The sequence below is a fragment of the Pseudomonas hydrolytica genome, from assembly GCF_021495345.1.
Lineage (GTDB): Bacteria > Pseudomonadota > Gammaproteobacteria > Pseudomonadales > Pseudomonadaceae > Aquipseudomonas > Aquipseudomonas hydrolytica.
Genome location: NZ_CP099397.1, coordinates 3337111 through 3348540, shown reverse-complemented (window position 1 = coordinate 3348540; position 11430 = coordinate 3337111). Strand labels below are relative to the sequence as shown.

The following is an 11430-nucleotide window of genomic DNA, read 5'->3' as shown; positions in this document are numbered from 1 at the left end:
CCCATGGACTTCATCAACAACTACGCCCAGCAGGTGGCCCTGGCCCAGGGTGCCACCGGGTTGGCCCTGGCGCTGCCGTACGGCACCTATCGGCTGACCCTGAGCGATGGCCGCGGCGCGGATGCAACGCGGTACGAGCATGTGCAGGCGGTCGTGGTAGACGGCGCTGCAACGCTGCAGCGCGGCCTGGAGGGCACCGAGGATGCCGAGTGGCCGGCTGGCAGCTGGATCTACTGCAGCATCACGGCCGGCGTGCTGGGCGACATGCTGGAGCAGCTGGAGGCCGCCGCGTGGACGCCGGCCAACTTCGTCTGGCGCCTGGAGCAGGGCATGGCGGGGCAGGGCAGCAGCCTGTTCTGGGCGGCGGACGCAGTTGGCGCGTATGCCCGCGTGGATTTCGGCAGTCTCTTCACCTGGGCGCCCTACGTGACCATGGGCGGCGATGGCCAGGTGGACATCGCCGACGGCTACGTTGGCGTGTACGGCGAGGGCGACGGCGTGGGCGTGCAGCAGCTGCTGGGCGTGCTGAGCATCAGCACCGGCACCACTGCCGCTGGCGACATCACCCTCACTGCCGCCCCCGGCCAGGCAGCCGGCTACGTTGAACCGGCCGAAGTGACCCGCGCGCAGCTCGCCAGCGCGGACGCGCGGGCACTGTTGCGCCTGCCGTCCGCGCCCACCGCGGCGCAGGATTTCGAGCTGGAGGTGCAGTTCACGGTGCCGGGCCTGGGCTCGATCATGTTGCGGCAGCGCCGGCTGGAGAACAGCGGCAACCTGACCGTGCACTACTACAGCGGCGGCAGCGAGGTAACGGTGAACACCAGCGTGTCCATGGGCACGTTCGACCGTGTGCTGAACCTGATCGTCGCCGACGGCCAGGTCGAGGTCGCCAGCCGCACCAGCTGGGGCGCCGCTGGCAAGACCACGCTGGCGACGATCCCTCTGTCGAGCATCGACGAAGACAGCGGCGCGCTGTCGTTCAGCGCCCGCATGCTCAAGACCGCCGGCACCACGCCGCGCACGCTGCAGGTGAAGCGGTTCGCCGCCTGGGCTGCATTGCAGTAACCCATTCAACTACAGGAGTAGCCAGCATGCAGCCGGCCTGCGTAGACCTGTCCGTCGTTCCGGGCACAACGTACCGCGACACCGTCCGGCTGATGCAGCCGGAGTTCATCTACCTGCCGATCACCAGCATCGACGCGAGCGAGAGCGGCGTGCGGCTGACCACCCAGCATGGGCTGGCGGGTGACTGGCCGGTGTGGGTGCGCGGTGTAAACGGCATGCCCGACCTCAACCGCGACCCGCGCAACGCGCTGCCCTGGCGTGCCAAGCGGCTGGATGCTGAGACGCTGGAAATCAACGCGCTGTCCGGAGCCGGCCTGCAGCCGCGCGGCGGTGAGCTGGTGTACAAGCTGCCGGTAGACCTGGCAGGCGCCTCGGTGGCCATGCGCTTCATCCGTGATGGCCAGGAGCTGCTCACGCTCAGTGTCGGTGCCGGCCTTGCCAGCCCAGCGCCGGGCACCATCACCCGCGAGCTGACGCCCGCGCAGACCGCGCTGCTGACCGGCGTCTGGCAGTACACGCTCGACGTGACGTTCAGCGACGGCACCGTGACCCGCTACTACCGCGGCGGGCCGCAGCAGGAGTGCCGCAATGGATGCTGACGCCTACCTGGCCGTGCTGGAAATCCCCGACATCGAGTCGGGCGAGGTCGAGCGCGAGTATCTGGTGAGCCTGCAGCAGCCCGAGGTGCACAGCACGACGGTGGGCGAGCAGGGGCCGCCAGGGCGTGACGGTACGGGTGCCGTCGAGTGGACTGAAAATCAATGGTGAGGTGATGAGCATGGCTCTGATCAAGTACTTCAAGGTCTCAACGCTTCCGGGCTCCCTGGAGCCGGACAGCTTCTACTACGTCGAGAACGGCACTTATGCCGAGTCCTACTTGACCAACGGTGCGGGCGTGGCGCGCGCCATCGGCAACAGTGCGATGGTCAACGCGCTGATCAACGCCGCGTTGGCCGAGCTTGAGGTGGAGGCGAACGCCGTCGATATCGTCGCGGATATCGCCGCGCGTGATGCGCTGATCGCCACGCTGGAACGCAATGCGATGATCCTTGTCGTGGACGCCAGCGCTGACCCGACTGTAAATGCCGGGTCGGCGCTATACGCATACGCCCACTCGACCGTGCAGACCTACAAGATTGCGGAGTACGAAAGCATGGACGTGGTGCTGGAATGGTCGGCGATCCAGAACGGCCCGAGCAGCACGCCGGCGCAGATCGACACGGCCGTTTCGCAGAGCCACACCCATGCGAACAAGGCGACCCTCGACGGTTTCAGTGAGTCGGGCGGGCTGTTGCGCTATGGCGGCCAGCCCATCCCAACCGAGTGGGATGGAGTGAACTGGTGATATGGCCGTCCTCAAGGTTCACAAGGTCGTCGCGGCGCTGCCGGACCCGCTGGAGCCGGACGCCTTATATTTCGTGCGCTCTGGTGCCGGGTACACCCTGTACGTCACGAACGGCGCGGGCCTGGTTGTGGCCTATTCCCCGAATGCGGTGCCGGACGACACAAAGTTGCCGCTGGCTGGCGGGCTACTAACCGGCGACGCGTTCACGAACGCTGTGTTCGGTTGGCGTGTATCGGCGAGTGACGCTGCGCTGCAGCGAGCCGACGCTAGAGACGATGCGACGAATTTCTCCCGCCTGCATTGGTACGGATTGAGTGACGCTGGGGCGACGAGCAACTTCAGGCATGCCTGGTTCGACGGCTCGGCCTACATCAACGTCACGGCGGCCGGCGGTGTTGTCACGTTCGGCGGGCAGCTGTCTGCCGCTCAGTTCAATGGAAGCGGCGCAGGCCTGTCCGCCCTGAACGCCAGCAACCTCGCGGCCGGTACCTTGCCGGACGCGCGTATATCCGACACGGGTAACCAAACGCCGACATTGGTCAACAGCTTCTCGTTCGGTGGTATCCCGCTTAGGTACAGGAGGGTTGGGGGTATCTGCTATGTCTCCGGCCAAGTCAGCCGTGCAGCCATTCCGCTGGCCCTGACGATTTTCACCTTGCCTACTGGGTATCGCCCGAGTGCGGGGCAGCAGTCCTTGGGGGAAATGTTTGGTGCTGGAAATAACCAGCGTCAGCCGTTCCGCTTCTCGATTGATACGGGTGGCGTTGTCCAGGCTACATGGGCTGCTGGCGAGGCAACAGGCGGGACGGCCCCCACTGGCACGCTGACCTTCACCCTGGACTTTTCTTTCCCGGTGGCATAGATGAGACACGAACTCGACAACCTCGGTTACTTCATCTGCGATCTGCCGGAAGGCGGTTATGCAGAACATTGGACTGATGACCCGGTGCCGCAGCCGATAGGCGTGCCTCGCTACGTCGGAGCCAGTTATAACCCACCGACCGGCGAGTGGTTTGCTGGCCACTGGGTGGATGAGGCAGAGCCCGTGCCGGTGCAGGTCCCCGAAGTTGTGACGATGCGTCAAGCACGCCTAGCGTTGCACGCCGCGGGTCTGCTTGATCAGGTAGATCCGGCTATCGATCAGCTGCCAGAACCGGCTCGCACAGCGGCGCGTATCGAGTGGGAGTACAGCCAGGTGGTGCGGCGAGACAAGCCTTTCGTCATGGCGATTGGTGGCGCGCTAGGCCTGGGAGCTGCGCAGATCGACGACCTGTTCATCACGGCAGCGGGGATCGAATGATGGCTGTGCATCTCGCTCTGTACAAGGGTCATGGCCAGGTCGGCAATGTGTTCATTCGTTGGTGGACAGGCAGCATCTACAGTCACTGCGAGCTAGTGGTAGATGGCGTCTGCTACAGCTCCTCGGTCATGGACAAGGGCGTTCGCAGCAAGCCGGTCGGTTTCGGCGCAGGAGAGATTGACCTTCGCTCTCAGCATTGGGACTTGGTCGATCTGCGCTGGGCTGACGCTAATAGGGTGGTGGAGTACTTCGCGGCGAGCGATGACGACCGCTACGGCTGGCCTTCACTGATTCTTTCGCAGTTCCTCAACCTCAATCGCCCTGTGCGGCATGCGCAATTCTGCAGCGAGTGGTGCGCGAACGCCCTCGGTCTACCGAACGCGCCGAGCTACAGCCCGGCGACGCTGGGGCAGTTGTGTGCTTGGTTGGCATCTGGTCGCCTAGCGATTTCGCAATAGCTCGCCGCGAACTATCGCCACAGCCTGTGGTGCACTGATGTTGATTTTGACCTGATCGCCATTGAACTCACCGAGCTCGATCATGATGCCGCGGCCGATGAGCTCCTGCAGCTCCTCTGGCGTGACGTTCGGCTCTAGCCGTAGAAGCAACCGCTCGCCCGGGCGTCGTGTAAGTGTCAATGCCATGTCGCCTGCCTCCGTGCAGTAGTAGTTCCCAAACCATCCTAGACCAAGCCCGCCGAGTGCGGGCTTTTTTGTGCCTGGAGAAAGCCAATGTCCACACCACGCGGCGTCCGCAACAACAACCCCGGCAACATCGATTTCAATCCGCGCAACAACTGGCAGGGCCAGCTCGGCCTGGAGCTTGGGGTGGCTCGGCCGCGCTTTGCCCGCTTCGACACGCCGGAAAATGGCATCCGCGCCCTCGGCAAGCTGCTGCTCAACTACCGCGGCAAGGATGGTATGCCCGGCGTCGGCGGCCCTGGCATCGACACCGTGCGCGAAACCATTAACCGCTGGGCGCCTGGCCACGAAAACGATACCGAGGCCTACATTTCCGCCGTCGCCAGGGCGCTCGGCGTGAAATCCGATACCGTCATCGACGTACGCCAGCGGCCGGTGCTGCGTGCGCTGGTGGTCGAGATCATCAAGCACGAGAACGGCCGCCAGCCGTATCGCGCCGAGGTGATCGACGAAGGTGTGCGGAGGGCGCTGGCATGATTCCCACCCAGTACCAGCTGGCCGCCAAGGCTGGCGGCGTGCTGCTGCTCATGGCGCTTGCCGCCGGCGTTGTCTGGTGGGGCATGGCGCCGCGTATCGACATCGAGGCTCGCCGCGCTGACAAGGCCCAGGCCGATCTGGGTAAGGCAGAGCAGCTGATCGAACTGCAGGCGGGCGTGCTCGCGCAGCAGCAGAAAACCCTGGGCGATCTGGCAGAGATCGAGCGGCGCATGCAGCAGCTCGGCCAGGCGGTAGCCCGTAACCACGCCGCCCACGCGGCTGCCCTCGCGGAGCTGAAACGCAATGACAAAGCCGTCGCCGATTATCTCACTGGTGCTGTGCCTGCTGCTCTCGGCCGGCTGTACGAGCGCCCCGAAACCACCGACCCCGCCGCCTACGCCGCCCCGCCTGGAGTGCAGCCTGGTGCCGTGCCGCCTGCCGTACCGCCCACCCGTGCTGGTCAATGAGCAGTGGGGCGAAGCCCTGGACGCGGCCGACGCCGCGCTGCTGAGTTGCGCCGGGCAGGTGCTGGCGTGCATTGAGAGGCAGGGGGTGCAGCGGGATTAGAGCCCGGCTGCAATGCGCGCAAGCGCCAGGCCGCGCTCGCAGCTGCGTAGCGCGCTGTTGACCGCCTGCGGGGTGGTGCCGACTTGCCGCGCTGCCTCGGCCGGGGTGATTCCATCGACCAGCACCAGGCGCGCCGCCGCCTTGCTCGCGCCCTCGCGCATGCGCAGTAGTTCGGCTAGGGCAGAGAACTGCTGGGCGGTCATGCTTTCACCAGATCGGCTTCCCGGCCGAGCATATCAACAAGGTAGGCGGTGCCTTGTTCGTCTCTGACTGCGACACCGCGGAAGCCAAGCAGCTTAGCGGCGCGGGCGGTGTAGTGCTGAATATCCCATGAGGCTTCGGCCATGTCTTCGACGTCGACGTTGCTGTTGATGTCGTAGATGGATTTGCTTTCCTCGATCAGCGCTTCGGCGGTGTCTTCGTCGATGTCGAAACGGGCGGCCACTTCGGCGACCAGGCCGGCCAGCTTCTCGGCGCCCTCATGGTAGAACAGGGCGCCGGCGCGGATCACGGCAGCGTCATCCAGTTCGATGGTGTAGGCGATATGGCTGCCAGCGGTCATTACGTATTCGCCTGCAGAGAAGAACAGGAACTCACCGTAGCGGCCGAGGGTGTCGATCTTGGTGATTTCAGCGGGGCTGGTGTGGGTGAGTTGCATGGTTCTTCTCCTGCGGCTTGTTCGCCTTCCATGGGTCTCAATATATAAAGCTCTAGAGCTTTAATCAAGCATAGAAGAATACCGCTCGTCGGTAGTTGAAGAGGGCGCCTGGGGGCGCCCTTTTTTGTGCCCGGCGTTTCAGGTCCGTTGGGGTAGACTGCGGGCTTTCTTCCTCGAAGGGGTGTTGCCGTGCTGGTAATCCGGGTGAACGGCAAGAGGCCGATCAAGCTTGAGCGTAAGTTGAGTGAGGCTGGCGGCTGGGGGCTGTGGGATTTCCACCGGGCTGAAAGCTCGTACACCATTGGGGTGAAGACGCACCGCCTCGCGCGAGTCAGGCCGGCCGAGCCGGCTGCCGGGAAGCCTGTCGAGCTGTTCATCATGCGCGAGGCTTCGGCGCCTGAGTCGGAGTGGATCTCGTTTGGCGAGGGTGTTGCGGCGTACGAGTCCGACAGCTGACGGTCTAGCAAGATTTATAGATTGCGCGTACTGAGAATTGCCATTTTGCCGTTATGGTAATTTTTATGTGTATTGAATGAATATTTCTCTAGTGTGAGGGATTGCGATGGCGGATTTATGGGGGCCGGTTAACGGTATTTATACAGCTGCTACTCCGTTGCTGCCTTGGTTGGATAGTCTCCCTAGAATCGATGCTATTGAATTGGGCGGGGCATTAATTAGTGCAGGCTTCGGCGCAGGCTTTGGTGCATGGATGGCAGGCCGTATTGCCAGGAATACAAAGTTAAGAGATGAGCTTTTAGTAGAACTTCGCAGTGCCGATGTTGCGCTGACATTGTGTGCTTCAATAATGGATGTGGCTGGTGCATTCAAGAAGCAGCACGTATTGATTGTTCAAAATAAGCATAAGTCAGATTTAGAGCAGTTTAAAAAGCATCAAAAAGCTAACGTCCAAGGTGAACCATTTATATTAAAAATGGATCACTTGAAGTTCCAGCTCATAAAGCCTCCAGTCGCTGAACTGCGGATTATGGTTCTCAAGGAAGTTAGCGTATCGCCCAATGGCGTCAAGTCGATGGTTGCCCTGGCAGATGCCGTTGAAAATCTTAACGGTATGATCGTGCGGTACAACGATATCTTGGAGATGTTTGAAAGCGGAACCTTACCTATTGGCTTCAAGGCGGAGCATTACTACCTCGCTTTGCCTGTCAAGGGCGTTACTCATAATGAGTATGTTTCAGCTCTGGAAGGGATTGCGACTTACACTGATGATGTGCTTTTTTTTGCTCGAAAGCTTGCTGAGTGTATAACCTTGCAGGGGTCTAAGGTTGCTGGTCGTTTTGCGGCGGTATCTGGGGAGGCGCGTCCAGTTAGGAAGATCGCTGCACTTGAGGAGAATGAGGGTCTCTTTCCTTTAGAAGGCAATTATGAAAATTGGATGAAAGGTTGGGAGGAAGAGCCTGACAATAAGGTGAAAAAAAGTTGGTGGCGCCTTTTTAAATAGAAGGTGCCAGAATCTAAGCCCTCACTTATTGTTGGCGGGTTTTACAGTATTCTTTGGATGAAGTAACGCCAAATCTCTCACTTCCCTGAGGTGGCCTTGATTAGCTCTGGCCCCTGGTTCCGCACGTTCCCCACTGCTCTGTCGACAGGGAACCACTCGAACGCCTCGGGCGGTGTGCCTTCGTGTAGTAGCATCATTTCGGCGCGGTGCTCGGTGGTGGCGGGGTCGATCCATTCGCGGGCCAGTTCGGGGCTGAGCACGACCGGGCGCCGGTCATGCACGTCGACCATTCCGCCCTCGGCATCGGCGGTGATGATCACGAAGCCGTCTGTTTCGTCGGTTTCGCCGCCGGCCGGCGGGAATTTGCCGATGGCGGCGAAGAACAGCGGGTCACCGCTGCGTAGGCGAATGAAGTAGGGCTGCTTGATCTTCGGGTTGTCTTCGTCTTTGACCCACTCGAACCAGCCGTCAGCGGCCACCAGCGCGCGGTGGGGCCATATCTGTTTGAAGAACTTGCCGGTGGCCACTTTCTCCAGCCTGGCGTTGATCGGCGGTGGCATCTTCCCTCGCGCCCAGTTTGGCGCCCATCCCCACTTCACCTCGGCCACCACCAGGTGTCCGCCCGTGCTGTGCAGCACCTGCACCTGGGTGCTTGGCGCGACGTTGTAGCGCTGGATTGGCTCGCCCTCCCAGCCGCTCATGGCGTCCTGCTCGCTGTCGAGCTCGCGCAGGTAGTCGCGCATGCTTCGGTACTGGGCAAACCTTCCGCACATCCTCTGTTCCTCCTGTCGCTCGCCTTGAGCATGGCATTGACGGCGCGCCTGTCAATGCAAATACTGTTTATCTATACAGTATTAGTTTAGGTAATACCCTTGGCCAGCGTCAGCATCCTCGGCCCTGTCGCTACCGGCGGCGCCGAAATTCCCTACTTCCTCCCCAGCGTGCCGGCGGGTTTCCCCAGCCCGGCCCAGGATCACATCGAGCAGCGTATCTCCCTCGACGAACTGTTCGGCCTGCACCGTCCGCAGATCTATCTGGCACGCGTAGGCGGCGACAGCCTGCAGGGCCTGGGCATTCTCGACGGCGACCTGGTGCTGATCGACAAAGCGGCCAAGGCCAGGCGTGGCGACGTGGTGATTGCGTGCGTCAACGGCGAGCCGCTGCTCAAGATCATGGGCGGTGACCAGCACCAGGTCATCCTACTGTCGGCCAATCCCAAATACGCGCCGCGCTACGTGCTCGAGGCTGAAGATTTTCAGGTATGGGGCGTCTATGTCGGCCTGTGCCGGCAGGGGCGCCACTGTGGCTGATCGCGTATTCGCGCTGATCGACTGCAATGCGTTCTACTGCAGCTGCGAGCGGGTGTTCCGTCCCGACTTGGCGCGCGTGCCCATCGTCGTGCTGTCGAACAACGATGGCTGCGTGGTGAGCCGCACCAGCGAGGCCAAGGCGCTGGGCATCAAGATGGGCGAGCCGTGGTTCCAGATCCGCAAGGCGTTCGAGGCGGCCGGCGGCATGGCGTTCAGCTCCAACTATGCGCTGTACGGCGACATGAGCGAGCGGGTGATGACCGTCATCGAGGGGCTGGTGCCGGCGCTGGAGGTGTACAGCATCGACGAAGCCTTCGCTGAGCTGACGGGCGTGCTGGGTGACCTCGATGCGCTGGGGCGAGAGATACGCGCCCAGGTGCTGGCGTGCACCGGCATCCCGACCGGCGTGGGGATCGGCCCGAGCAAGACGCTGGCGAAGCTGGCCAACTACGCGGCGAAGCGCTGGCAGAAACAGACGGGTGGGGTGGTCGATATTCGCGACCCGGAGCGCCGCGCGAAGCTGCTGGCGGCCACTCCGGTCGGTGAGGTGTGGGGTGTTGGGCGCCGGCTGACGGCCCGGCTGGGCGAGCTGAACATCAAGACCGCGGCCGACCTGGCTGCGGCTGATGCCTGGACGCTGCGCAAGCAGTTCAGCGTGGTGCTGGAGAAGACTGCGCGCGAGCTGCGCGGCATACCTTGCCTAGAGCTCGATGGGGAGGCGCCGCCGAAGCAGGAGATCTGCTGCAGCCGGATGTTCGGCAAGCGCCTGCACGAGCTGCCGCCGATACGCGAGGCGGTGGCCACCTACGCCGCCCGGGCTAGCGAGAAGCTGCGCGCGCAGGGCTCGGTGTGCAAGCGGGTGCGGGTGAGCATCCGCACCGGCATGTTCAACCCGGATGAACCCAAGTTCGCGCGCGGCGTGATGTGCGAGCTGCCGTACCCCAGCGACGATACCCGGCTGATCACCCATGCCGCCCTGGCCGGGTTGGAACAGATCTACCGGCCCGGCTTCGCGTTCAGCAAGGCAGAGGTGCTGCTGCTCGATCTCTGCCAGCGCGGCGAGTACACCGACGACCTGTTTGCGCCGACCCAGCCCGAGGCCTCCCGCCAGGTCATGGCGGTGCTGGATGCAGTGAATGCGAAGTGGGGCAGGGGAACGCTGCGGCCGGGAGTCGTGCCGCCGGCGCCAGGATGGGGGATGAAGCGGGAGATGATGAGTCGGAGTTATACGACGGATGTCGATGCTCTCTGGTCTGTAGGCGGGTAACATGGTGCGCCGCTCGTCGGATGATTTGCAGGCGAAAGCCGAGCAAACCCGGGCAGAATGCAGCGTCAAAAAAAGCGGGTATCAGAGCGGGTATAGATAGACGGTTTTCTTTGTTGGTGTCCTTTTAAATCAATACGTTATGAAGCAAAGAAAAATCGTCCACATCGACTGCGACTGCTTCTACGCCGCCATCGAGATGCGTGACGACCCGAGCCTGGCCAATCGTCCGCTGGCCGTCGGCGGTTCGGCGGACCGTCGCGGGGTAATCGCCACCTGCAACTATGAAGCGCGCGCCTATGGTGTGCGCTCGGCGATGTCGTCGCGGCATGCGTTGAAGCTGTGCCCGGACCTGCTGATCGTCAAACCGCGCTTCGAGGTGTACCGCTCGGTGTCGCGGGAGATTCACGGCATCTTTCGCCAGTTCACCGATCTGATCGAGCCGCTGTCGCTGGATGAGGCCTATCTGGACGTGAGCGACTCGCCGCATTTCGCCGGCAGCGCCACGCGCATCGCCCAGGAGATTCGTCGGCGCGTGGCGCAGGAGCTGCACATCACGGTGTCGGCCGGGGTGGCGCCGAACAAGTTCCTGGCCAAGATCGCCAGCGACTGGCGCAAGCCCAACGGGCTGTTCGTGATCACCCCCGATCAGGTGGACGAGTTCGTCACGGCGTTGCCGGTAAGCAAGCTGCACGGGGTCGGCAAGGTCACGGCGGACAAGCTGACGCGCTTAGGGATTCGCACCTGTCTGGATCTGCGGGAATGGAACAAGCTGGCGCTGGTGCGCGAGTTCGGCAGTTTCGGCGAACGCCTGTGGCGTCTGGCCCATGGCATCGACGAGCGCGAGGTCAAGGTCGACAGCCGCCGCCAGTCGCTGAGCGTGGAGCATACCTATGATCAGGACCTGCCCGATCTGGAAGCCTGCCTGGAGAAGCTGCCGGCGCTGCTCGAGGAGATGAACGGCCGCCTGCAGCGCCTGGATTCCAGCTACCGGCCGGACAAGCCCTTCGTCAAGGTCAAGTTTCACGACTTTACCCAGACCACACTGGAGCAAGCGGGGGCCAGCCGCGATCTGGACAGTTATCGGCAGTTGCTGGCCAGTGCCTATGCCCGTGGCGACAAGCCGGTGCGCCTGCTCGGCTTGGGGGTCAGGCTGCACGATCTGCGCGGCCGGCAGGAGCAGCTGGAGCTGTTCGCCTAGTTGCCCTTGTGGGAGGGGCTTTAGCCGCGAGGTTTTATCGCGGCTGAAGCCGCTCCTACAGGAACAGAGTGCGTCCTGTAGGG

18 protein-coding genes and 1 pseudogene are annotated in these 11430 nt (G+C 62.8%); 15 read left to right on the top strand and 4 right to left on the bottom strand.

What is annotated here, in order from left to right; genetic code table 11:
- Window positions 1-3 precede the first annotated feature (3 nt).
- The 7 genes from L1F06_RS15485 to L1F06_RS15455 are packed head-to-tail and all read left to right on the top strand — an operon-like array spanning window position 4 to window position 4168.
- Window positions 4-1065: a hypothetical protein gene (locus L1F06_RS15485; RefSeq protein ID WP_129482131.1), complete on the top strand. Its 1062-nt coding sequence runs from the start codon at window positions 4-6 to the stop codon at window positions 1063-1065.
- A gap of 26 nt (window positions 1066-1091) precedes the next feature.
- Entirely contained in the window at window positions 1092-1664 is a 573-nt protein-coding gene (locus L1F06_RS15480; RefSeq protein WP_129482132.1) for a hypothetical protein, read from the top strand.
- Entirely contained in the window at window positions 1654-1833 is a 180-nt protein-coding gene (locus L1F06_RS15475) for a hypothetical protein (protein ID WP_129482133.1), read from the top strand. The genes L1F06_RS15480 and L1F06_RS15475 overlap by 11 nt, the downstream gene beginning before the upstream one ends.
- Before the next feature lie 10 nt (window positions 1834-1843).
- On the top strand, window positions 1844-2410 hold the full coding sequence (locus L1F06_RS15470) for a hypothetical protein (RefSeq protein WP_129482134.1): 567 nt from the start codon (window positions 1844-1846) through the stop codon (window positions 2408-2410).
- A gap of 1 nt (window position 2411) precedes the next feature.
- Window positions 2412-3272, top strand: a complete 861-nt coding sequence (locus L1F06_RS15465; protein ID WP_129482135.1) for a hypothetical protein — start codon at window positions 2412-2414, stop codon at window positions 3270-3272.
- Window positions 3273-3710: a hypothetical protein gene (locus L1F06_RS15460; protein WP_129482136.1), complete on the top strand. Its 438-nt coding sequence runs from the start codon at window positions 3273-3275 to the stop codon at window positions 3708-3710.
- A complete protein-coding gene (locus L1F06_RS15455) occupies window positions 3710-4168 on the top strand; it encodes a hypothetical protein (RefSeq protein WP_252576660.1) in 459 nt (152 codons plus the stop codon). Before L1F06_RS15460 ends, L1F06_RS15455 begins: the two co-directional genes overlap by 1 nt.
- Here L1F06_RS15455 and L1F06_RS15450 read toward each other — a convergent pair.
- The gene (locus L1F06_RS15450; protein WP_129482138.1) at window positions 4151-4354 is read right to left on the bottom strand and encodes a carbon storage regulator; all 204 of its coding nucleotides are present in this window, start codon (window positions 4352-4354) and stop codon (window positions 4151-4153) included. The genes L1F06_RS15455 and L1F06_RS15450 overlap by 18 nt on opposite strands.
- A gap of 87 nt (window positions 4355-4441) precedes the next feature.
- Here L1F06_RS15450 and L1F06_RS15445 point away from each other — a divergent pair, with 87 nt between their 5' ends.
- From L1F06_RS15445 to L1F06_RS25010, 3 genes and pseudogenes are all read left to right on the top strand, one after another.
- Entirely contained in the window at window positions 4442-4888 is a 447-nt protein-coding gene (locus tag L1F06_RS15445) for a structural protein P5 (protein WP_129482139.1), read from the top strand.
- The gene (locus L1F06_RS15440; protein WP_129482140.1) at window positions 4885-5355 is read left to right on the top strand and encodes a hypothetical protein; all 471 of its coding nucleotides are present in this window, start codon (window positions 4885-4887) and stop codon (window positions 5353-5355) included. The genes L1F06_RS15445 and L1F06_RS15440 overlap by 4 nt, the downstream gene beginning before the upstream one ends.
- Window positions 5279-5455: pseudogene (locus L1F06_RS25010) on the top strand (hypothetical protein); the annotation flags it as partial. The gene L1F06_RS15440 and the pseudogene L1F06_RS25010, both read left to right, overlap by 77 nt.
- Here L1F06_RS25010 and L1F06_RS15435 read toward each other — a convergent pair.
- Both L1F06_RS15435 and L1F06_RS15430 read right to left on the bottom strand, forming a co-directional pair.
- On the bottom strand, window positions 5452-5658 hold the full coding sequence (locus L1F06_RS15435) for a TrfB-related DNA-binding protein (RefSeq protein WP_129482141.1): 207 nt from the start codon (window positions 5656-5658) through the stop codon (window positions 5452-5454). The pseudogene L1F06_RS25010 and the gene L1F06_RS15435 overlap by 4 nt on opposite strands.
- Complete coding sequence (locus L1F06_RS15430) at window positions 5655-6113, bottom strand: AcrIF11 family anti-CRISPR ADP-ribosyltransferase (protein ID WP_129482142.1); 459 nt, start codon at window positions 6111-6113, stop codon at window positions 5655-5657. Before L1F06_RS15430 ends, L1F06_RS15435 begins: the two co-directional genes overlap by 4 nt.
- Window positions 6114-6302: 189 nt before the next feature.
- Here L1F06_RS15430 and L1F06_RS15425 point away from each other — a divergent pair, with 189 nt between their 5' ends.
- Window positions 6303-6569: a hypothetical protein gene (locus L1F06_RS15425; protein WP_129482143.1), complete on the top strand. Its 267-nt coding sequence runs from the start codon at window positions 6303-6305 to the stop codon at window positions 6567-6569.
- A 106-nt stretch (window positions 6570-6675) separates the two neighbouring features.
- Window positions 6676-7572, top strand: a complete 897-nt coding sequence (locus tag L1F06_RS15420) for a glycosyltransferase family protein (RefSeq protein WP_129482144.1) — start codon at window positions 6676-6678, stop codon at window positions 7570-7572.
- Window positions 7573-7649: 77 nt separating this feature from the next.
- Here L1F06_RS15420 and L1F06_RS15415 read toward each other — a convergent pair whose 3' ends face one another.
- Window positions 7650-8345, bottom strand: a complete 696-nt coding sequence (locus L1F06_RS15415; RefSeq protein ID WP_129482145.1) for an SOS response-associated peptidase family protein — start codon at window positions 8343-8345, stop codon at window positions 7650-7652.
- Window positions 8346-8444: 99 nt separating this feature from the next.
- Between L1F06_RS15415 and L1F06_RS15410 the strand changes: the two genes are divergently transcribed.
- The 3 genes from L1F06_RS15410 (at window position 8445) to dinB (ending at window position 11347) form a co-directional block, all read left to right on the top strand.
- Complete coding sequence (locus tag L1F06_RS15410) at window positions 8445-8882, top strand: LexA family protein (protein WP_003247020.1); 438 nt, start codon at window positions 8445-8447, stop codon at window positions 8880-8882.
- Window positions 8845-10149 carry a translesion error-prone DNA polymerase V subunit UmuC gene (gene umuC / locus L1F06_RS15405; RefSeq protein ID WP_129482146.1) on the top strand — a complete coding sequence of 435 codons (1305 nt, stop codon included), beginning with the start codon at window positions 8845-8847 and terminating at the stop codon, window positions 10147-10149. Before L1F06_RS15410 ends, umuC begins: the two co-directional genes overlap by 38 nt.
- Before the next feature lie 139 nt (window positions 10150-10288).
- A complete protein-coding gene (gene dinB / locus L1F06_RS15400) occupies window positions 10289-11347 on the top strand; it encodes a DNA polymerase IV (RefSeq protein WP_129482147.1) in 1059 nt (352 codons plus the stop codon).
- Window positions 11348-11430 lie beyond the last annotated feature (83 nt).

Excerpts from the sequence above, each read along its gene's own strand:
- L1F06_RS15415 (WP_129482145.1), bottom strand. The coding sequence starts at position 8,345 with ATGTGCGGAAGGTTTGCCCAGTACCGAAGCATGCGCGACTACCTGCGC.
- L1F06_RS15480 (WP_129482132.1), top strand. The coding sequence starts at position 1,092 with ATGCAGCCGGCCTGCGTAGACCTGTCCGTCGTTCCGGGCACAACGTAC.
- L1F06_RS15420 (WP_129482144.1), top strand. The coding sequence starts at position 6,676 with ATGGCGGATTTATGGGGGCCGGTTAACGGTATTTATACAGCTGCTACT.
- L1F06_RS15435 (WP_129482141.1), bottom strand. The coding sequence starts at position 5,658 with ATGACCGCCCAGCAGTTCTCTGCCCTAGCCGAACTACTGCGCATGCGC.
- umuC (WP_129482146.1), top strand. The coding sequence starts at position 8,845 with ATGTCGGCCTGTGCCGGCAGGGGCGCCACTGTGGCTGATCGCGTATTC.
- L1F06_RS15440 (WP_129482140.1), top strand. The coding sequence starts at position 4,885 with ATGATTCCCACCCAGTACCAGCTGGCCGCCAAGGCTGGCGGCGTGCTG.
- L1F06_RS15450 (WP_129482138.1), bottom strand. The coding sequence starts at position 4,354 with ATGGCATTGACACTTACACGACGCCCGGGCGAGCGGTTGCTTCTACGG.
- L1F06_RS15430 (WP_129482142.1), bottom strand. The coding sequence starts at position 6,113 with ATGCAACTCACCCACACCAGCCCCGCTGAAATCACCAAGATCGACACC.
- L1F06_RS15475 (WP_129482133.1), top strand. The coding sequence starts at position 1,654 with ATGGATGCTGACGCCTACCTGGCCGTGCTGGAAATCCCCGACATCGAG.
- L1F06_RS15465 (WP_129482135.1), top strand. The coding sequence starts at position 2,412 with ATGGCCGTCCTCAAGGTTCACAAGGTCGTCGCGGCGCTGCCGGACCCG.
- L1F06_RS15455 (WP_252576660.1), top strand. The coding sequence starts at position 3,710 with ATGGCTGTGCATCTCGCTCTGTACAAGGGTCATGGCCAGGTCGGCAAT.
- L1F06_RS15445 (WP_129482139.1), top strand. The coding sequence starts at position 4,442 with ATGTCCACACCACGCGGCGTCCGCAACAACAACCCCGGCAACATCGAT.
- L1F06_RS15460 (WP_129482136.1), top strand. The coding sequence starts at position 3,273 with ATGAGACACGAACTCGACAACCTCGGTTACTTCATCTGCGATCTGCCG.
- L1F06_RS15470 (WP_129482134.1), top strand. The coding sequence starts at position 1,844 with ATGGCTCTGATCAAGTACTTCAAGGTCTCAACGCTTCCGGGCTCCCTG.
- L1F06_RS15485 (WP_129482131.1), top strand. The coding sequence starts at position 4 with ATGGACTTCATCAACAACTACGCCCAGCAGGTGGCCCTGGCCCAGGGT.
- dinB (WP_129482147.1), top strand. The coding sequence starts at position 10,289 with ATGAAGCAAAGAAAAATCGTCCACATCGACTGCGACTGCTTCTACGCC.